This is a genomic window from Mycoplana ramosa (assembly GCF_041930185.1).
In the GTDB taxonomy this organism is placed as follows: domain Bacteria; phylum Pseudomonadota; class Alphaproteobacteria; order Rhizobiales; family Rhizobiaceae; genus Mycoplana; species Mycoplana ramosa.
Genome location: NZ_JBHEEW010000012.1, coordinates 111,540 through 130,969 on the forward strand (window position 1 = coordinate 111,540; position 19,430 = coordinate 130,969).

Annotated in this window: 21 protein-coding genes and 1 pseudogene; 14 read left to right on the plus strand and 8 right to left on the minus strand. The window is 65.2% G+C overall.

The annotated features are described in order from the left end of the window. Window positions 1-197: 197 nt before the first annotated feature. Together JNC62_RS15980 and cysK are read left to right on the plus strand one after the other, a co-directional pair. Window positions 198-815, plus strand: coding sequence for a LysE family translocator (locus JNC62_RS15980; protein WP_374840010.1), 618 nt, complete (start codon window positions 198-200; stop codon window positions 813-815). Between the two features lie 138 nt (window positions 816-953). Next, a complete protein-coding gene (cysK, locus tag JNC62_RS15985; protein ID WP_374840011.1) occupies window positions 954-1,922 on the plus strand; it encodes a cysteine synthase A in 969 nt (322 codons plus the stop codon). A 44-nt stretch (window positions 1,923-1,966) separates the two neighbouring features. On the opposite strand, the gene JNC62_RS15990 is transcribed toward cysK, so the two are convergent. The 6 genes from JNC62_RS15990 to rsmI form a co-directional block, all read right to left on the minus strand. Continuing rightward, a complete protein-coding gene (locus JNC62_RS15990) occupies window positions 1,967-2,671 on the minus strand; it encodes a GNAT family N-acetyltransferase (RefSeq protein WP_374840012.1) in 705 nt (234 codons plus the stop codon). 265 nt (window positions 2,672-2,936) lie between these two features. Further along, entirely contained in the window at window positions 2,937-4,469 is a 1,533-nt protein-coding gene (locus tag JNC62_RS15995; protein ID WP_374840013.1) for a YifB family Mg chelatase-like AAA ATPase, read from the minus strand. A 331-nt stretch (window positions 4,470-4,800) separates the two neighbouring features. Further along, a complete protein-coding gene (gene gshB / locus JNC62_RS16000) occupies window positions 4,801-5,748 on the minus strand; it encodes a glutathione synthase (protein ID WP_374840014.1) in 948 nt (315 codons plus the stop codon). Between the two features lie 105 nt (window positions 5,749-5,853). Then, window positions 5,854-6,354 (minus strand): cupin domain-containing protein, encoded by a 501-nt coding sequence (locus JNC62_RS16005; RefSeq protein WP_374840015.1) that lies wholly within the window; start codon window positions 6,352-6,354, stop codon window positions 5,854-5,856. Between the two features lie 111 nt (window positions 6,355-6,465). Beyond that, on the minus strand, window positions 6,466-6,834 hold the full coding sequence (locus JNC62_RS16010; protein WP_374840016.1) for a YraN family protein: 369 nt from the start codon (window positions 6,832-6,834) through the stop codon (window positions 6,466-6,468). Further along, window positions 6,824-7,747, minus strand: a complete 924-nt coding sequence (rsmI, locus tag JNC62_RS16015) for a 16S rRNA (cytidine(1402)-2'-O)-methyltransferase (RefSeq protein ID WP_374840017.1) — start codon at window positions 7,745-7,747, stop codon at window positions 6,824-6,826. Before rsmI ends, JNC62_RS16010 begins: the two co-directional genes overlap by 11 nt. 251 nt (window positions 7,748-7,998) lie before the next feature. Here rsmI and dnaN point away from each other — a divergent pair, with 251 nt between their 5' ends. The 7 genes and pseudogenes from dnaN to JNC62_RS16050 all read left to right on the plus strand — a co-directional run bounded on the left by dnaN (window position 7,999) and on the right by JNC62_RS16050 (window position 12,841). Next, on the plus strand, window positions 7,999-9,117 hold the full coding sequence (gene dnaN / locus JNC62_RS16020) for a DNA polymerase III subunit beta (protein WP_374840018.1): 1,119 nt from the start codon (window positions 7,999-8,001) through the stop codon (window positions 9,115-9,117). Between the two features lie 480 nt (window positions 9,118-9,597). Then, on the plus strand, window positions 9,598-10,200 hold the full coding sequence (pmtA, locus tag JNC62_RS16025) for a phospholipid N-methyltransferase PmtA (protein ID WP_374840019.1): 603 nt from the start codon (window positions 9,598-9,600) through the stop codon (window positions 10,198-10,200). A gap of 15 nt (window positions 10,201-10,215) precedes the next feature. Beyond that, window positions 10,216-10,317: pseudogene (locus tag JNC62_RS16030) on the plus strand (histidine phosphatase family protein); the annotation flags it as partial. Continuing rightward, window positions 10,314-11,012 (plus strand): orotidine-5'-phosphate decarboxylase, encoded by a 699-nt coding sequence (pyrF, locus tag JNC62_RS16035; RefSeq protein ID WP_374840020.1) that lies wholly within the window; start codon window positions 10,314-10,316, stop codon window positions 11,010-11,012. The pseudogene JNC62_RS16030 and the gene pyrF, both read left to right, overlap by 4 nt. A 26-nt stretch (window positions 11,013-11,038) precedes the next feature. After that, window positions 11,039-11,326 (plus strand): DUF1330 domain-containing protein, encoded by a 288-nt coding sequence (locus JNC62_RS16040; protein ID WP_374840021.1) that lies wholly within the window; start codon window positions 11,039-11,041, stop codon window positions 11,324-11,326. Window positions 11,327-11,445: 119 nt separating this feature from the next. Next, window positions 11,446-12,420, plus strand: coding sequence for a complex I NDUFA9 subunit family protein (locus JNC62_RS16045; RefSeq protein ID WP_374840022.1), 975 nt, complete (start codon window positions 11,446-11,448; stop codon window positions 12,418-12,420). Between the two features lie 268 nt (window positions 12,421-12,688). Next, window positions 12,689-12,841 (plus strand): metallophosphoesterase family protein, encoded by a 153-nt coding sequence (locus JNC62_RS16050; protein WP_374840023.1) that lies wholly within the window; start codon window positions 12,689-12,691, stop codon window positions 12,839-12,841. A gap of 82 nt (window positions 12,842-12,923) precedes the next feature. On the opposite strand, the gene JNC62_RS16055 is transcribed toward JNC62_RS16050, so the two are convergent. Next, window positions 12,924-13,730, minus strand: a complete 807-nt coding sequence (locus JNC62_RS16055; protein ID WP_374840024.1) for an undecaprenyl-diphosphate phosphatase — start codon at window positions 13,728-13,730, stop codon at window positions 12,924-12,926. 170 nt (window positions 13,731-13,900) lie between these two features. Here JNC62_RS16055 and JNC62_RS16060 point away from each other — a divergent pair, with 170 nt between their 5' ends. From JNC62_RS16060 to JNC62_RS16080, 5 genes are all read left to right on the plus strand, one after another. Beyond that, complete coding sequence (locus tag JNC62_RS16060) at window positions 13,901-14,593, plus strand: glutathione S-transferase family protein (RefSeq protein WP_310411782.1); 693 nt, start codon at window positions 13,901-13,903, stop codon at window positions 14,591-14,593. A gap of 11 nt (window positions 14,594-14,604) precedes the next feature. Next, a complete protein-coding gene (gene queG, locus JNC62_RS16065) occupies window positions 14,605-15,768 on the plus strand; it encodes a tRNA epoxyqueuosine(34) reductase QueG (RefSeq protein ID WP_374840025.1) in 1,164 nt (387 codons plus the stop codon). Continuing rightward, window positions 15,768-16,640, plus strand: a complete 873-nt coding sequence (locus JNC62_RS16070) for an SDR family oxidoreductase (RefSeq protein WP_374840026.1) — start codon at window positions 15,768-15,770, stop codon at window positions 16,638-16,640. The genes queG and JNC62_RS16070 overlap by 1 nt, the downstream gene beginning before the upstream one ends. Window positions 16,641-17,027: 387 nt before the next feature. Then, the gene (locus JNC62_RS16075; protein WP_374840027.1) at window positions 17,028-17,387 is read left to right on the plus strand and encodes a septal ring lytic transglycosylase RlpA family protein; all 360 of its coding nucleotides are present in this window, start codon (window positions 17,028-17,030) and stop codon (window positions 17,385-17,387) included. 70 nt (window positions 17,388-17,457) lie between these two features. After that, window positions 17,458-18,744 (plus strand): RsmB/NOP family class I SAM-dependent RNA methyltransferase, encoded by a 1,287-nt coding sequence (locus tag JNC62_RS16080; RefSeq protein ID WP_374840028.1) that lies wholly within the window; start codon window positions 17,458-17,460, stop codon window positions 18,742-18,744. A 51-nt stretch (window positions 18,745-18,795) separates the two neighbouring features. Here the strand turns inward: JNC62_RS16080 and JNC62_RS16085 are convergent, their stop codons facing one another. Beyond that, the gene (locus tag JNC62_RS16085) at window positions 18,796-19,374 is read right to left on the minus strand and encodes a GNAT family N-acetyltransferase (protein WP_374840029.1); all 579 of its coding nucleotides are present in this window, start codon (window positions 19,372-19,374) and stop codon (window positions 18,796-18,798) included. Window positions 19,375-19,430 lie beyond the last annotated feature (56 nt).

Genomic DNA, 19,430 nt, shown 5'->3' on the forward strand with positions numbered 1-19,430 from the left:
TCTCTCCTTTTGAGGACGAAGGTAAACGACGTCGATCGGCGCGACGAAGCCGCGTCTGCCTGGCCGGCACAGCAGCGCTTGCGGCGGCGATGGAGAAGCTAGCGCGGCGCGCCCGATCGTCAACTGCCGCTTGTCACCGCCCGACTTGAAAGCCAGTCCGCGAAAGCGTAGAGAACGCGCGAACGCGAGGGATCTCCATGACACTTGCCGCCTTGCTTGCATACAGCGGAGCGCTCTTCATCGCCGCGGTGATCCCGGGCCCGGGCATCACCGCCATCGTCGCGCGCGCGCTCGGCTCCGGCTTTCGCGAGACCTTCTTCATGGGGCTCGGCCTGATCCTCGGCGACATGATCTACCTGACGGCCGTCATCCTTGGCCTGGCCTTCATTGCCCAGACCTTCACGACGGCCTTCATGGCGATCAAGATCGCCGGCGCGCTTTATCTCTGCTACATCGCCTGGAAGCTTTGGACCACGGGCCTGGTGCCGCAGCAGATCGAGGCGCGCCGTTCCTCCAGCATGGCCATGTCGTTCCTGTCGGGACTGCTCGTCACGCTCGGCAATCCAAAGACGATGCTTTTCTATGTGGCGCTGGTGCCGACGCTGATCGACCTTGGCGCAATCGGCCTCGACGACTACGGCTTGCTGCTCGGGGCGACGTTCATCGTGCTGCTGGTGGTGCTCATTCCATACATGGCGCTGGCATCGCGCGCCCGAACGCTGCTGAAGCGGCCGACCGCCCTGCGGAGCCTCAACCGCGTGGCGGCGGGCATACTGGCAAGCACAGCGGCCTACATCGCAACCCGCGCTGCGTGAAATAAAGATCCGTCTTCAACCGCAATGGAAAGCGATTTTTTCAATCCGCGGCCGATCCATGGACGATGCGGCACTGGCTTCCGCACGTCTTAGAACCTATTCTCGCCACGACATCCGAAGATTGAAAGGGAGCCGAATATGTCTGAACCCCGCAAGCCCGGTCGCGGCCGCGTCTACGCCTCGATCACCGAGACGATCGGCGACACTCCGATCGTGCGGCTCGACAAGCTGGCCAAGGAAAAGGGCGTGAAGGCGAACCTCCTGGCGAAGCTCGAATTCTTCAACCCGATCGCTTCGGTCAAGGACCGTATCGGGGTAGCGATGATCGAAGCGCTCGAGGCCCAAGGCAAGATCACCCCCGGAAAGTCGACGCTGATCGAGCCGACCTCCGGCAACACCGGCATCGCGCTCGCCTTCGCCGCAGCGGCCAAGGGCTACCGGCTGATCCTGACCATGCCGGAAACCATGTCGGTCGAGCGGCGCAAGATGGTGGCGCTGCTCGGCGCGGAACTCGTGCTGACGGAAGGATCGAAAGGCATGAAGGGCGCGATCGCCAAGGCCGAAGAACTGGCGGCGACCATTCCCGACGCGATCATCCCGCACCAGTTCGAAAACCCGGCCAATCCGGAAATCCACCGCAAGACGACGGCGGAGGAAATCTGGAACGACACGGAGGGCCAGGTCGACATCCTCGTCTCCGGCATCGGCACCGGCGGCACGATCACCGGCGCCGGCCAGGTGCTGAAGGCGAAAAAGCCGGGCGTCAAGGTGGTTGCGGTCGAGCCGGCGGACAGCCCCGTTCTTTCCGGCGGCAATCCCGGCCCGCACAAGATCCAGGGGATCGGCGCAGGCTTTGCACCGGCGATCCTCGATACCAAGATCTATGACGAAGTCGTCACCGTGGCCAACGACGAGGCCTTCGAGAACGCCCGCCTGGTGGCGCGCCTCGAGGGGGTCCCGGTCGGCATCTCCTCGGGTGCGGCCCTCGCCGCCGCCATCAAGGTCGGCAGCCGGCCGGAGAACGAAGGCAAGACCATCGTCGTCATCATTCCCTCCTTCGCCGAGCGTTATCTTTCGACCGCGTTGTTCGAGGGTCTGGGCGGCTGAAGCAAGCCGTTCGATCCGGGCGGGGGAGCCAACAAGACCGCTCCTCACGTCATTAGCATCTCCGGAAACAGCAGCGGGCCGGGCGGCATCGGGCGCGCGGCCCGCCAATACATGAAGGCGGCGTCGTCCGGTTCGAGGCGCAGATTGTCCCCGAACCAGCCGCACGGAGGCAGGAAACCAAACTCGATCCTCACCACCGGTGCGCTCATCACCGAACAGAGCGTCGCAAGCGGGTCAACGGGAAGCGGACCGAGCCAGTCATGGACGCGCAGGCAACTGTCGGCTTCCGTGACGAAGACGATTGACCGGCCCCCATCAAGCACCAAGGCCCTCGCCAACCCGTTGCAGAGATACCAGAGCGGTAAGGACGGCTCGGGCGCGGCCGAAAGAGCACCGCCATGGGGGATCGACCGGGTGCAAATGTCCGAAAGCAGCCGGCGATCCGCTTCCCGCGTCGGATCGAGAGGCGTTGCCACGGCGCCGGAAGGCTCGAAGGCTCCCATCGTCCACGCCCGATGCGACGGCAGCCGGTGAAATCCGAAGCGCGGGTAGAAGTCTGTCACCGACGAATTGGCGAACAACAATACCGGCAACCGAAGCGTATCGGCCGACGCGAGAACGCGCTGCATCAGCGCGCCGGCATAGCCCCTGCCCTGTCGGTCGGCGCGTGTTGCGACCGCACCCAGTTGCAGCCCGGGCATGGCTTCCGCGGATCCCTTTCCGCCGCCGCCGCGAAGCACGAGTTGCATGGCTGACGCCGACCGTGGACACGATCTGGTCGTTCTCCAGCAGCGCCATCACGCTGTAGCCGCCACCCCAGCCACCCGCTGCCGCCCAGCGCTGGAAATCGATGTCGCCGAACGCGTCGGCGACATGACGAAAGAACGGCTCATGCCAGCGCGTATCGTGGCAACCTATTTCGATGATCTCGCCGGTCATTTAGCTCGCCCTGGTTCCCATTGCCGCTTGCGGTCCCGCTCATGTCGCAAATCCATAGGCGGCCCGGCAAAATCGTCAAGCCGCGGCAGACAGCCGTTCCCCGGCAATACGATAGGAGATCGCCTCGGCGAGATGGATACGGCCGACACTGTCCTTTCCGTCGAGGTCGGCCAGGGTGCGGGCGACCTTGAGCACGCGATGGTAGCCGCGGGCGGAAAACCGCAGCTTCTCCGCGGCATCCCGCAAAAGCTGCAGGCCGCCGGGGTCCGGCTCCGCGATGCGCTCGATCAACGCGGTGGAGGCTCGGGCGTTGGTCGAAACCTCCGGGCAGCCAAGCGCCACGAACCGATCGCGCTGGGCGTCCCGGGCCCGAGCGACGCGAGCCGCCACCGCCGCGCTCGACTCTGCCTGCATCGGCCGGATCAGATCGCTCGCCGAGACGGCCGGCACGTCGATGCGGATGTCGATGCGGTCCATCAGCGGACCGGAAATCCGCCCCTGGTAATCGGCCATGCAGCGCGGCCCGCGGGCGCAGACCTGCCCCGGCTCACCCGCCATGCCGCACCGGCAGGGGTTCATGGCCGCGACCAGTTGGATGGCCGCCGGATAGCTGACGCGGTGATTGGCCCGCGCGATCACGCATTCACCGGTCTCGAGCGGCTGGCGCAATGCATCCAGCACCTGCGGCGAGAACTCCGGGAACTCGTCGAGGAAGAGGATACCGTGATGGGCGAGCGAGGCTTCACCGGGCCGGGCGCGCAAACCGCCACCTATAAGAGCGGCCATCGTCGCCGAATGATGCGGTGCCCGATAGGGGCGGCGATCGGACAGCTTGCCGCCGGCGAGCTGGCCTGCGATCGAATGGATCATCGAGACTTCGAGCAGTTCGGCCGGTGCGAGCGGCGGCAGGATCGACGGCAGGCGGGCGGCCAGCATCGACTTGCCGGAGCCGGGCGGCCCGACCATCAGGAGGTTGTGCCCGCCGGCCGCGGCCACCTCGAGCGCCCGCTTGGCGCTCTCCTGTCCCTTGATGTCGGCGAGATCGGGCAGATTGGCGGGGGCGGCGCGAATGGCGGGCTCGGGACGGGCGAGCACCTGGGTGCCACGAAAATGGTTGGCGAGCGCAATCAGGCTGCGCGGCGCCAGAATGTCGATCTCCGCGCCGGCCCAGGCCGCCTCGGCCCCGCTGTCGGCCGGACAGATCAGGCCCTTGCCGAGCGCATTGGCGCCGATGGCCGCCGGCAAGGCGCCGGCGATCGCCGCGATCGTACCGTCGAGGTTGAGCTCGCCGATGACGACGTAACCCTCCAGCGCATCGGCCGGGATGGCGCCGAGCGCCGCCATCAGGCCGAGCGCGATCGGCAGATCGAAATGGCTGCCCTCCTTGGGCAGGTCCGCCGGCGCCAGATTGACCGTGACGCGCTTCGCAGGCAGGGAAAGACCGGAGGCGTGCAGCGCGGCCTGGACCCGTTCGCGGCTCTCGGCGACCGCCTTGTCCGGGAGCCCGACGATCTGCATTCCGATCTTCCCGGGCGCCACCATGACCTGGACCTCGACGGGAACGCCGTCGATGCCCTGAAACGCCACCGTACTGATCCGTGCCACCATGACTGTCCCCCTGGCCGCCCGGTCCCTTGTGCGGCATGCCGACAAATCTGGCACGGAAACCGGAATAGAGCAAGAACATTAAGGGAACGATTTTCAGCCTCTCCGTGCAATCCGATTGCATCAGGTTGCAAGGGGCGCCGTGACGAGAACAAGGCCCCAACCGTTGCCGTCCCTTCGGTGCGTACATCGGCAAATCATAGGGAGACCAGACCGACGTTCAGAGGTGTCGGGCAGAGTGGAACTGGAATTGCAGCGAACCGCAACGGGCCGCGTCCGCAATGCAACTGGCGGACGGAGGCGCCCAGCCCTGCCGGGGCGCCTTGAGGAAAGATCAGGCGCGCTTGCGCTCGATCGCGTCCCACAGCAGGGCGGCGACATCGGCGCCGCCGAATTTCCGCACCTCGCGGATGCCGGTCGGCGAGGTGACGTTGATCTCGGTCATGTAGTCGCCGATGACGTCGATGCCGACGAACAGGAAGCCGCGCTCGCGCAGCGACGGGCCGATCCGCCTGCAGATCTCGATCTCGCGGGCGGTCAGGTCGGTCGCCTCAGGCCGCCCGCCGGCATGCATGTTGGAGCGGGCGTCGTGTTCGGCGGGGACGCGGTTGATCGCACCGACCGGCTCGCCGTCGACGAGCAGGATGCGCTTGTCGCCCTTGCGCACGTCCGGCAGATAGGCCTGGGCGATGAACGGCTCGCGGAACATCTGCCCGAACATTTCGAGCAGCGAAGAGAGATTGCGGTCGTCGCGGGTCGAGTGGAAGACGCCGGCGCCGCCGTTGCCATAGAGGGGCTTGAGGATGATGTCGCCCATCTCCTCGCGGAAGCGGCGGATCTCGGCCGGGTCGCGGGTGATCAGCGTTGCCGGCATCAGGTCGGCGAATTCGGTGACGAAGATCTTCTCCGGCGAGTTGCGCACCCAGGCGGGATCGTTGACCACCAGCGTCTTCGGATGGATGCGCTCCAGCAGGTGGGTGGAGGTGATGTAGGCCATGTCGAAAGGCGGATCCTGACGCAACAGCACCACGTCCATCGTCGACAGGTCGACCCGCTCGGGTTCGCCCAGATCGTAGTGGTCACCCTTGACGTCGCGAAGCTGCATCGGCTCGACGTTGGCAAAGACCCGGCCGTCGCGAAGGCTGAGCTTGTCGGGCGTGTAGTGGAAGAGCTGGTAGCCGCGCGCCTGGGCTTCGAGGCTCATGGCGAAGGTGGAATCGCCGCTGATGTTGATGGTGGACACGTGGTCCATCTGGACCGCGACGTTCTTGATCTTTGCCATGGAATGTTTCCTCACGGATTGCCGCCCACATTTAGGCGTGCGACCCGGCAAACGCAACGGGCGGCGCCTGTACGCCGCCCGCCCGTAACTGCCACAACCGACCGCTCAGGCGGCCAGACCAGTCTGTGTCCGCCTGGCACGCATCATGTCACGCAGCCGCAACGCCGTGGCGATCGGGGCGGGAAACTGCTTGCGGCAGAAGGCGATCTTGCGAACGTAGGTGTCGACCCGCCACGTCGCCCAGGTCTTGCCGGCAAAATAGCCGATGTCGCCGGCGCGAAGCGTGCGTTCACTGCCGTCCTCGGCGGTGACATGCACCTCGCCCTCGAGGATCAGCACCGTCTCGTCCCAGCCGAAATACCAGCGAAAGGTGCCGGCCGTGCAATCCCAGATCGCCGTGGTCGACTGATCGTCATGGCCGCGCGAATGCAACGCGACACGGGCATGCGGTGCACCCGCCACGATCCAGGACGGCTCGATCGGCGCGTCCACCATCTCCAGCTCGTCCATGGAAGCGGCGACCAGCGGTCGCGACGGCGCCGTCGCAACCGGCAGGGTCTTGGCCGCCATGCCGATCACCCCCGCAAGCATCAATTTCCAGACCATTGCAACTCCGCACGATTGTTTCACGGCAACCATAGCGGGCGGAGGTAAGGGCGGAGTGCAGATGTTCGATCAAATTTTATCGATCGATGAGTCCGGGTTCGGTCTGCGGGGTCAGAACGCATCCGGCAGATGCCGCGGGATGCGCCACGGCCGCACCGCGATGATATCGTATCGCACGGATAGCCGGTGCGCATCGCGCTGGCGGGCGAGCCACAGGTCGCTGGCGGCGCGGATGCGGCGCTGGGCTGTTCCCGTCACTGCGAAGACAGCGCTCTCCTCGCTGCGCCGCGCCTTCACCTCGACGCAAATGACGAGGTCGCGCTTGCGGGCGATGATGTCGATCTCTCCGACCCTCGTGCGGTAGCGGAGGGCCAGCACGCGGTAGCCTTTGGCGAGCAGATAGAGGGCGGCCACGAATTCGGCCACATGACCGCGGCGAAAGGCCCTGCGGCGCAGCTTGCGTTCGGCCTCAGTCGCCATCGCCCGCCTTCATTGCGATCAGGCGCTGGTAGAGATCGCGGCGCGGCAGGCCCGTCTGGCGCGCCGCCTCCGTGGCGGCCTTGCCGGCCGGCATCTCCCGCGCGAGCGCGGCAAGCAGCGCATCCACATCGGCGATTTCGGGGACAGCCGGCTCGGTCGGCGGGCCGACCACCAGCACGATCTCGCCCTTGACCTGCGGATTTGCCGCGTAATGCGCGGCAAGTGCCGCGAGCGATCCCCTGCGGAATTCCTCGAACGTCTTGGTCAGTTCGCGGCAGACGGCAGCCTGCCTCTGATCGCCGAGCACCTCGGCGGCGGCGGCGAGCGTGGCGGCGATCCGATGCGGCGATTCGAAGAAGATCAAGGTCGCATCGACACGGGCGAACTCGCCGAGCCGATCGCGGCGCGCCTTGTCCTTTACCGGCAGGAAGCCGGCAAAGAGAAAGGCATCACTCGGCAGGCCGGATCCGACAAGGGCGGCCAGGGGCGCCGACGGGCCGGGAATGGGGACAACCTTGCAGCCGGCGGATAGCGCAAGCTGGCCGAGACGGTAGCCGGGATCGGATACCAGCGGCGTGCCGGCATCGGAGACGAGCGCCACCGACTTTCCCTGTTCGAGTGCGGCGACCAGCTTCGGGCCGACCTCGTCGGCATTGTGCTCGTGATAGGCGTAAGGGCGCGTGGGAATGCCGTAGCGATCCAGCAGCACGCGGCTGACGCGGGTATCCTCGCAGGCAAGTACGTCGGCGCCGGCCAGCGTCTCCAGCGCACGCAGCGTGATGTCGCCCAGATTGCCGATCGGCGTCGCCACCAGATAAAGCGCCGCCTCGAGCGGACGCGCCGGGACGGTCACCCCGTGGAGACGATAACTGCGGACACCGGAGGCGCCCCCCTTGTGCGGCTCTTCCTGCATCTGAAGCGTGCGTTCCTGCTGTCTTCCGGCGCAAATTGCGGATCCCGTCTCCTTATGGGCGAGGCCGGAGCGCGCGGCAAGCCCGCTTGGTTCGCACGCGGCATCGGTTTCCACCGCGACGATCGCCGAGCCTCTTGCATTTGCACACGAAAATCTGCCAATTTGCCCGTCCACATCCTTCCGGCGCCAGCCGGCAGCATAAAAGACGTCGCGCCGGCAAGCCGGCGGGCAGGGTCGAAAGCGGTACGTCCATGCGCATCACCATCGAACGGTCCAACCTTCTGAAATCGCTGAACCACGTCCATCGCGTGGTCGAGCGGCGCAACACGATCCCGATCCTCTCCAACGTGCTCTTGCGCGCAGACGGGGGGAGCCTCGAGATGAAGGCAACCGACCTGGACCTCGAGGTCACCGAGGCAACGCCGGCGCAGATCGAGCAGGCCGGCGCCACCACCGTTCCCGCGCACCTGCTTTACGACATCGTCCGCAAGCTGCCGGACGGTTCGGAAGTGCTGCTGGCAAACACGCCGGATGGCGCGGCGATGACCGTCGCTTCCGGCCGCTCCAAGTTCTCGCTGCAGTGCCTGCCGCAGTCCGATTTCCCCGACCTGACCGCCGGCAGCTTCAGCCACACCTTCCGGCTGAAGGCCTCCGACCTGAAGATGCTGATCGACCGCACGCAGTTTGCGATCTCGACGGAAGAGACGCGCTACTACCTGAACGGCATCTTCATCCACACGATCGAAAACGCCGGCCAACTGAAGCTGCGGGCCGTTGCCACCGACGGTCACCGTCTGGCGCGCGCCGATGTCGAGGCGCCATCCGGTTCCGAGGGCATGCCGGGCATCATCATCCCGCGCAAGACCGTCGGCGAGTTGCAGAAGCTGGTCGACAATCCGGATCTGGTCGTGACCGTCGAGGTGTCGGATGCGAAGATCCGCTTCACCATCGGCTCGGTCGTGCTGACCTCGAAGCTGATCGACGGGACCTTTCCGGACTACCAGCGCGTCATTCCGACAAGCAACGAGAAGGAACTGCGGATCGATTGCCAGTCCTTCGCCCAGGCGGTGGACCGGGTTTCGACCATCTCGTCCGAGCGCGGCCGCGCGGTCAAGCTGTCGCTCGCCGAAGGCCAGATGACGCTGACCGTCAACAATCCGGATTCGGGCAGCGCCACCGAAGAGGTGGCGGTCGGGTATGACAGCGATCCGCTGGAGATCGGCTTCAACGCGAAATACCTGCTCGACATCACCGCCCAGCTTTCCGGCGAGGAAGCGGTGTTTCTGCTGGCGGATCCCGGTTCGCCGACGCTGGTGCGCGATCTCGCCGGTGACGATGCGCTGTACGTGCTGATGCCAATGCGCGTCTGATCCGCGCGTTCGGAACGCAGCTGCGTCCAGCCGGTTTATTCCACGCCGCGGCCGACCCGTCGGGCTTCGACCGAAGCAGCCGACGGCACCGTATTGCGCTCGTTTGTGCTCACACGGTCTATTCGCTGTTGGGATTTCATCGCCGACTTCGTCTACGGCCGCCTGCATGGCTCGCAGAAGCTCTGTGTCCGCTGGCCCGATAGCGTGCGCGGATGGTGACGGGGCCGCACGATGCAGCTGTTGCCGGCGACGGCGCCGCGCAATCGCGCATGCGACGTGTCTGCCTCCTTCGACAATACGAATGCTCATGCGCTGTCGCTAGCCAGGCGACTGGGATCTACCGGTCCGGTCGTACAGAATCCGTGGGCGCGGAACCCGAAACGGTCGCAAGCTGACTTGTTTTTGCCGCAACCGGAAACAAATACTTTCGAATCACACGGAAGACGCTTAGGTAGCAGCCATCAGGTCGGGGGAGTGGACATGAATTTGCGCGGGAAGGTCAAGGAACGGCTTGGCAGGAAATTCGACGAGGAGATCCGCTTCTTCAAGGGCTGGATCAGCAACACTCGCGCCGTCGGCTCGATCATACCGACCTCGTCGGTGACGGCGCGCCGGATGGCGAGCGTCATCAATCCGGCCTCCGGCCTTCCCGTCCTTGAGCTCGGCCCGGGCACGGGCGCCATCACCAAGGCGATTCTCGAGACCGGGCTCGCACCCGACAAGGTCGTCTCGATCGAATACTCGACGGAATTCTACACCCATCTGCTCGAGCGTTTCGAGGGGGTGCAGTTCATCAACGGCGACGCCTTCGACCTTGATACCACGCTCGCTGCACTGAGAGACCAGCAGTTCGACAGCGTCATCTCAGCCGTGCCGCTGCTGAACTTCCCGACGCATCGCCGCGTCGCGCTAATCGAAGACCTCCTCAGCCGCATCCCGGTGGGGCGGCCGGTGGTGCAGATCTCCTACGGACCCGTCTCCCCGGTCCCCGCCATGCCCGGCCGCTACCAGATCAGCCACCTCGATTTCGTCGTCCGCAACATTCCGCCGGCGCAGCTCTGGACCTATCGCCGGACGCACTGACGCCCGGGTTCACGACAGCCGGGCGGCGGCGGCAATCTTTTCGCCTTCCGGCTTGCGGATCCAACCGTCACATGCGACTGGACGGCCATGGAGTTGTGGAAAGGCATGTCATCATGAACGCACGCGAACGGCTGATCGTCGGGCTGGACGTCCCGACCGTCACCGAGGCCGAGGCCAAGGTCCGCACGCTCGGGGACAGCGTGCTGTTCTACAAGATCGGCTATCAGCTCGCCTTCGCCGGCGGGCTGGAGTTTGCCCGCGACCTGGCCAAGGACGGCAAGAAGGTCTTCCTCGACATGAAGCTGCTCGACATCGACAACACGGTGGTGAAGGGCGTCGAAAACATCGCCAAGATGGGCATGTCGATGCTGACGCTGCACGCCTATCCGAAAGCGATGCGGGCGGCCGTGGAGGCCGCCAGGGGCTCCGATCTATGCCTGCTGGGCGTTACCGTGCTGACGTCAATGGACGCGCAGGATCTCACCGAGGCGGGCTACGACTGCTCCCCGCAGGCGTTGGTTCTACGCCGCGCCGACCAGGCGCGCGCAGCCGGCATGGGCGGCATCGTCTGCTCGGCCGAGGAAGCCTCCGCAGTGCGAAAGATCGTCGGCTCAGACATGGCGATCGTCACACCGGGCATTCGACCCGCAGGCGCCGACAAGGGGGACCAGAAGCGGGTCATGACGCCGGCGGAAGCGCTGAGGGCCGGATCGAGCCACCTGGTCGTCGCGCGCCCGATCGTCAATGCCGCAGATCCGCGCGCCGCTGCCGAGGCGATCCTCGCCGAAATGGCCGGTGCGCTCGGCACATAATTCGACAAAATTAGGAGGAGGAAAACATGGCCAAGGGATACTGGATCGCGCGCGTCGATGTTCGCGATGCCGAACGCTACAAGGATTATGTCGCGGCGGCAAAGCCCGCTTTCGAAAAGTATGGTGCAAACTTCCTTGCCCGCGGCGGCACTTTCCAGAAACTGGAAGGCCAACCACGGGCCCGTAACGTGGTGATCGAGTTCCCGTCCCTCCAGGCAGCGATCGACTGCTACAACTCGCCTGAATACCAGGTCGCCGCAGCCATCCGCCAGGAAGTCGCCGACGCCGAGATGGTGGTGGTCGAGGGGGTCTGAAACCCCGCGCGGGACAACGCCGGATGAAGCCGGCAGGTGTGTGCAGACAAGCCTTCACCTGCCGGTTTCTTTGGGATATGTAGGCCGCACCCACCTCGCCTATTCCAGGAGCTTCCCGCATGACACTCTCCAACCTTCCGCCGCAGGTCACCGTGTTCGGTGGTTCCGGATTCGTCGGGCGTCATGTGGTGCGAGCGCTGGCAAAACGGGGTTACCGTATCCGTGTCGCCGTGCGGCGGCCGGACCTGGCGGGCTTTTTGCAGCCGATCGGCGGCCTCGGCCAGATCTCCTTCGTGCAGGCGAACCTGCGCAATCGCGCCTCGATCGAACGCGCGGTGCAGGATGCGGACCACGTCGTCAACTGCGTCGGGATCCTCTTCGAGAGCGGACGCAACCGCTTCGACTCGGTTCAGGATTTCGGCGCCCGCGCGGTGGCGGAAGCCGCCCGTGCCCGCGGCGCCACGCTGACGCACATCTCGGCCATCGGGGCAGATGCGAATTCGGCCTCGAGCTACGCACGCTCCAAGGGGCGCGGGGAGCTCGGCATCCGCCAGGTGATGCCCGATGCCGTCATCCTGCGCCCGTCGATCATCTTCGGGCCGGAGGACGGGTTCTTCAACAAGTTTGCCGACATGTCGCGCTTCGCGCCTGCTTTGCCGCTGGTCGGCGGCGGCCACACCAAGTTCCAGCCGGTCTACGTCACGGACGTCGCCGAAGCCGTGGCGCTGTCGGTCGACGGCAAGGCGGCGAAGGGCACGACCTACGAACTCGGCGGTCCGGAAGTGCTGACCTTCCGCCAGTGTCTGGAACTGATGCTGCAGGTCATCGACCGCAAGCGGCCGATGGTCTCCATTCCCTTCGGCATTGCCTCGATGATCGGCTCGCTCTCCTCGCTCATCCCCTTCATCACGCCGCCGCTGACCGCCGACCAGGTGAAGCTGCTGCGGTCGGACAACATCGTGTCCGACGAGGCGAAGAAGGAGGGCCGCACGATCCAGTCGCTCGGGATTACGCCCGCGCTCGCCGAAGCCATCCTGCCCTCTTATCTCATTCGCTACCGCCCAAAGGGGCAGTTCACCCGCGGGACCCTGTAGCGCGGCGTATACGGCACCGGGAAGGCATCGGGCAGGCACACCGTTCTCCCCTTCTTCGGGGCCCCTCTTCATCTGGCCGCTGCCCTGTCTTATGCCCCGACGGCCGAACGTTGCAGTTCTGCCGCAGTAAAAAAGTCCGTACTCTATTTACGTGACATTCAGCATATTGGCTTATTGATGTTTCGCAGGGCGGCGCATACACACCGCCTCGCGTGACGGGCCAGTGGGCAGAGCCGGCGCGGATCTCTCCTTTAAGGACCTCTTCGACATGGGCAAGGCAATTGCACTCTTCTTCGGCTGCGCAGCATTGGTGATCCTGGCCGGCTCCTTCATGGCCCCGACAACAGTGTCTGCCGGCAAGCATGGCTGCGCGCCCGCCTATGGCGTCGATCCCTGCACGACCGCTTCGATCGGTCGCTGAGCCGGAACGACAAAAGCCGGACGATCGCGCCCGGCTTCTTCTTCATATTCCCGCAAGAATGGGTCCGGCTTCAGGACCCGCCCTACCCCCAAAGCGCCAGGCCGATCAATCCGGCCACCCCCACGACGATCCGCCAGATCGCGAATGGTGCGAAGCCGCGCCGCGAGACGAAGTCGAGCAGCGACCGGACAACCAGCAACGCTGCGAAGAATGCAGCGACGAAGCCGACCACGATCAGCATCCCATCGTCAAAGCTCAGCGCATCCCTGTTCTTGTAGAGGTCGAGCGTGAAGGCCCCGAGCATGGTCGGCATGGCGAGGAAGAACGAAAATTCCGCCGCCGAGCGCTTGTCGGCTCCCATCAGGAGCGCACCGGCGATCGTCGCGCCCGAGCGCGAGGTTCCCGGCACCATGGCCAGGCACTGGAACAGGCCGATCTTGAGCGCCAGCGACGGCGGATAATCCATGATGTCCTTGTAGCGCGGCTTCAGCGGCAGCCGATCGATCGCATAAAGTATGACGCCGCCGACAATCAGCACGACACAGATCAACCGCGGCGTCTCGAACAGCACCGTCTTGATGAAGCCATGCGCGATCACGCCAATGAGCGCTGCCGGCAGGAAGGCGATCAGGACACACAGCACGAACCGTCGCGCCTTCGCGCTGGTCGGCAGGGCGAGCGCAATTCGGATCAGCTTCGCCGCGTAGACGGCGAGAATGGCCAGGATCGCGCCGAGCTGGATCAGCACCGCAAAGGTGTTGCCGGGCGACTTGAAGCCGAGGAAATGGCCGGCAAGCAGGACATGGGCCGTGGAGGAAACGGGAATGAACTCGGTCAGCCCCTCGATCAATCCGAGAATGAGGGCACTGACTATCGATTGGTCGGCCATGGAAAATCCTTGAAGAGATGGTGTCACACGCGAGCACGAAAACTGATTCGCTTGTGTTTACGTCGCCATGTTCCTATAGCTTTGTGGCAGGAGTCGTGACCAGTGCAAACCGCCGCTCCGGCCCCGTGGCCGGTCCACTTCCTCCGCCCGTCATCAAAAGAAAAGCCAGAATGCCGACCCTCTACCATCACCCGATGTCCTCCGCCTCGCGTTTTGTCCGGCTGATTCTCGCCGAATACGGCTACCAGACCGATTTCGCAGAGGAGCAGCCCTGGGAGAACAGGCGTGATTTCCTGGCGCTCAATCCGGCCGGCACGCTGCCCGTCTATGTCGATGACAGCATGCGCGCGCTGTGCGGTGCCACCGTCATTTCCGAGTATCTGGACGAGACCCATGGCGTGTTGAAGCGCGACCGGCGGCTGCTGGCGGAGGATCCCTTCCAGCGGGCGGAGATTCGCCGCCTCGTCGAATGGTTCCTGCAGAAGATGGAGCAGGACGTGACCCGGCCGCTGGTGCGGGAGCGGATCTTCAAGCTGCAGATGACGCCCGACCAGGGCGGCGGCCCGCCCGACAGCAAGATCCTGCGCAACTCGCGCGCCAACATCCGCCAGCACATGAAGTATCTTTCCTGGCTCGCCGGGTCGCGCACCTATCTTGCCGGCGATCGCCTCAGCTACGCCGATCTCGCCGCCGCCGCGGCAGTGTCCGTGCTCGACTATCTGGGCGAGATCAACTGGCAGGACGCGCCGCAGGCGAAGGACTGGTATCAGCGGATCAAGTCGCGTCCCTCCTTCCGCCCCATGCTTGCCGAGCGCGTGCGCGGCGTAACCCCGGTTTCGCACTACGCGGACCTTGATTTCTGAGGCCGGGACCCATGCCCGGCGCCGTCGACAGCGCGGACAGATCCGACAAGGCGCGCCAAAAGCTGAAGGCGTTCCTCTTTTCCGAGGCGATCGACAAGGGCTTCGACATCTGCCGCGTGGCACGGCCGGATTCCATCCCGGATGCACCGGCGCGGCTGAAGGCGTTCATCGACGCCGGCTACCAGGGAACGATGGAGTGGATGGCGGCGACGAGCGAGCGCCGCGCCGATCCGCGCGTACTCTGGGGCGACGTGCGCTCGGTGGTGCTTTTCGGGATGAACTACGGGCCGGACGAGGACCCCCGCGGCGTGCTTGCCATGCCCGACCGGGCGGCGATCTCGGTCTATGCCCGCAATCGCGACTATCACGACGTCGTCAAGGGCAAGCTGAAGGAGATCGCCACCCGGTTTGCCGCACGCGCCGGCGAGGACGTGAAGGTCTTCGTCGATACGGCCCCGGTGATGGAAAAGCCGCTCTCCATGCAGGCCGGCCTCGGCTGGCAGGGAAAGCACACGAACCTCGTCAGCCGCACGTTCGGCTCCTGGCTCTTCCTCGGCAGCATGTTCACCACCGCCGAGCTGGCCCCGGACGAGCCCGAGCGCGACCATTGTGGCTCCTGCCGCGCCTGCCTTGATGCCTGTCCGACCAACGCCTTTCCCGCCCCCTACAAAATCGACGCGCGGCGCTGCATTTCCTATCTCACCATCGAGCACAAGGGCCCGATCGACCGCGACTTGCGCCCGCTGATCGGCAATCGGATCTATGGCTGCGACGATTGCCTGGCGGCGTGCCCCTGGAACAAGTTTGCCGCAACGGCCTCGGAAATGAAGTTTCACGCCCGCGAGGAACTGCGGGCGCCGCGCATCGACGCACTGCTGGAGCTGGACGACGCCGCCTTCCGCGCGCTGTTTTCCGGCTCGCCGGTCAAGCGGATCGGCCGCGACCGGTTTATCCGCAACGTGCTGATGGCCGCCGGCAACAGCGCCGATCCGACGCTGATAGCGACCTGCACGAGGCTGGCCGACGACCCCTCGCCGACCGTGCGCGGCATGGCGGTGTGGGCGCTGCGGCGGCTGATGGGCGAAAACGAGTTTCAAGGTTTTGCCGGACGAGCGGCCGGCGAGTCCGACCCCGAGGTGCGGTCGGAATATGAAGCGGCAATGGAGGCTGTCTGATGCGTCTTCTGGTTCTGGGGGCTGGCTTTTCCGGTCGCGCCATCGCGCAAACCTTCATCGCCGCCGGCTATTCGGCCGCGGGGACGACACGCTCGGCGGACAAGGCGGCGGCTCTGCAGGCGCTCGGCATTGTCCCGTTGATCTACGACGGGGAGGCGATCTCCGGCGATCTTGAAGCGATAATGCGGGACACCACCCATCTCGTCCAGTCCATCGCTCCGGGCAAGGACGGCGATCCGCTTTTCCGCCCGGGCACCATGCCACTCCTGGACCTGATGCCGCACCTGCGCTGGGCCGGCTACCTTTCCACGGTCGGCGTCTACGGCGACCACAAGGGGGCCTGGGTCGACGAGGATACGCAGATCCATCCGGTGTCGACGCGCTCGGTGGAACGGGTCGCGGCGGAAAATCGCTGGCTCGCCTTCTCGGCGGAGAGCGGCGTTCCGGTTGCGATCCTGCGGCTTGCCGGCATCTATGGCCCCGGCCGCAACGCGCTGCGCAACGTCGCCGACGGCACGGCAAGGCGGCTGATCAAGAAGGATCAGGTTTTCAATCGTATCCGCGTCGAAGACATCGGCGGCTCGGCGCTGTTTCTGGCCCAAGGCGGGCACGGCGGGATCTTCAACATCACCGACGACGAGCCCGGGCCGCCGCAGGATGTGGTGGCGGAAGCGGCCCGGCTCATGGGCGCAGACATGCCTCCGGAGATCCCGTTTGAAACGGCCGAACTGTCGCCGATGGCGCGGTCGTTCTACGGCGAAAACAAGCGCGTCTCGAACGCGAAGATCCACGCGCTCGGCTTCACCCTCCGCTATCCGAACTACCGGATGTCGCTGGCCCAGATGTGGCACGACGACGTCTGGCGCGGTTGAGGCCGCCGGCTCGGTTAACAAAAGGTTGCCGAAACGGGCGCACACCCGCCCAAGTTCCGTCAATTTTGCACAATCTTTGCGCGAAACAGGCCCCCGACAGATTCGGATTAGGGTACTCTTTTCGACGTATGTGCAATTTTTTTTCGCCACCACCGGCAGGTCGAGGCCGAAAATTCCACGCCTGTCAATACTTGAAGGTTATCGCTGATTCTAAAGGACTTTTGCCGACCGAGCGGGGGCCAACTGGAAGTCGTCGGCATTTTATTCAAATCGTTACCAACTTCTTAACGAAGTAAACCGCCCCGTTGCGTGCCATTTTTCGCCATTTTTCGCCCGAATACACTGAGCCTTGAGAAGAAACTGGACACCAGCTCTGAGGGGGTCAACATGTCTTTCAAGTCCTCTGTGGCGGCACTTGCCGCGATCGTCATCGCTGCGCCCGTTACCTTCGCATCCGTCGCAGAAGCTGCCGGCTGCGGCCGCGCATCATGGTACGCGCTGACATCGCGCACCGCCTCCGGCGAACGCATGAACCCGGCCAAGCTGACGGCCGCCCACAAGTCCTTGCGCTTCGGCACCAAGGTCAAGGTCACCAATTCCAACAACGGCAAGAGCGTTGTTGTCCGCATCAACGACCGCGGCCCGTTCATTCGCGGCCGGGTGCTCGACCTGTCCAAGGCGGCCGCCTCGGAAATCGGCATGATCGGCGCCGGCCACGCCAAGGTCTGCTACCAGATCGTCGGCTGACCATTTCGCCACCTTCGGCTTGCTCTTGCCGCCCATCGCCGTTACCACGGCGTCAAAACGGAGTTGAGCAATGCGTTTGGGTGGACGGCTCGCGGGAGCCATCGAGGTTCTGGCGGATATCGAGACGCGCAATCGTCCGGTGGCCGACGCGCTGAAGGACTGGGGCCTCGCCCACCGTTTCGCCGGCTCCGGAGACCGGGCGGCAATCGGCAATATCGTCTACGACGCGCTGCGCATGAAGCTGTCGCATGCCTACCTGATGAACGACGACAGCGCTGCCTCTCTCGCCTTTGGTGTGATGCTGCGCCAGTGGGGCCTGACGACCGAGGCGCTGGCCCGGGAACTGGACGGCGACAAATTCGCCCCCGAGATCCCCGCCGAGCGACTGAAGGCCTTCGCCACGCGCCGCCTGGACACCGCGCCACTGCATGTGCAGGGCGACATTCCCGCCTGGATCCAGCCCTCCTTCGAGGAGAATTTTTCCGAGGACTGGCTCGCGGAAGCCAAAGCGCTCACGGGCCGTCCGACACTCGACCTGCGCGCCAACACGCTGAAGGCTTCGCGCGAGCAGGTGTTGAAAGCGCTTCAACCCAGCGGCGCCGTGCCGACGACGATCGCCCGCAACGGCATTCGCATTCCCGCCGGCGAGGGCCCGTCGCGCCTGCCGAACGTCATCGCCGAGCCATCGTTCCTGAAAGGTTGGTTCGAGGTTCAGGATGAAGGCTCGCAGATCGTGGCCGACATGGTTTTCGCGCAAGAAGGCGAGCAGATTCTCGATTTCTGCGCCGGCGGCGGCGGCAAGACGCTGGCCATGTCTGCCGCGATGAACAACAAGGGGCAGGTGCACGCCTACGACGCGGACCGCAAGCGGCTGGCGCCGATCGTCGAGCGACTGAAGCGCGCCGGCACGCGCAACGTCCAGGTGCACGAGGATTTTTCCAGCCTTGCATCGCTCGCCGGTCGCTTCGACCGCGTGCTGGTCGATGCGCCCTGCACCGGCACCGGCACCTGGCGGCGCCGGCCCGACACGAAGTGGCGGCTGACGGAGAAAAACCTCGAGGAGCGGCTCGCCCAGCAGGAAGAGGCGCTGGCGAGCGCTGCCGACTTCGTGCGTCCGGGGGGCTACTTGCTGTACGTCACCTGCTCGGTGCTGCCCGAGGAAAACGAAAACCAGGTCTACGGCTTTTGCGAGGACAATCCGTCCTTCGAGATCCTGTCGGCCGCGGAAGTTTGGATGGACCTGTTCGGGACGGACAAGCCGCAGCCCTGGTCGGCGGACATGAAGACGGTGACACTCACGCCGGCTTCGACCGACACGGACGGCTTCTTCTTCTGCGCCATGGGCCGCAAGAATTGAACCCCGCCCGAGATCGGCACATCGTCCGCCTCGACCGGACGTAGCGCAGCCTCAGGCCGCGCCTGCGTCGCGCGAAATCAGCAGGTGCAGGTCACGCCAGGCGTAGGCGACCTGTTCATAGCGATGACCGCCGAGGCTAATGATGCCGGTTTCGACCGGCGTCGCCCCCAGGCGCTCGTAGAAGGCGCGGTTGGGGTTGGTCGAAAGAACCCAGGCAAGCAGGGTGACCGTGCCGCCGTCGACCATCCGCCGCGCCACGGCCCGCACCAGCGCGCCGCCGATGCCGCGCCCCTGATAGGCCGGCAGCACATAGAGTGCGTAGATCTCGCCGACGGGCGTCGGCGCGGTGTAGCGGGCGGGACCATAGTTGGCAAAGCCAACCAAGGCACCGCTCCTGCGGTCGATCGCGACGAAGTGCCCGACGCCGGCCGCGTTGCGCCGGGACATGTGCCGCATCGCCTGCTCGGCCGGCGACATGCGGTCGAGATAGGCATCGTCGAGCTGGCCGCGAAAGGTCGCCCTCCAGGTCTCCACCAGCACCCGGCCGATCGCAAACACGTCTGCGGTCCGGCCTCGCCGGATTTCGATCGCATCGTCCATGTGAAAGATGTAGGGCGCCGGGCCGCGCATGCAAATCTGTCCTCCGCTCGTTGTGCGCGAACGGTCCTGACGCGCGCAATTGACGC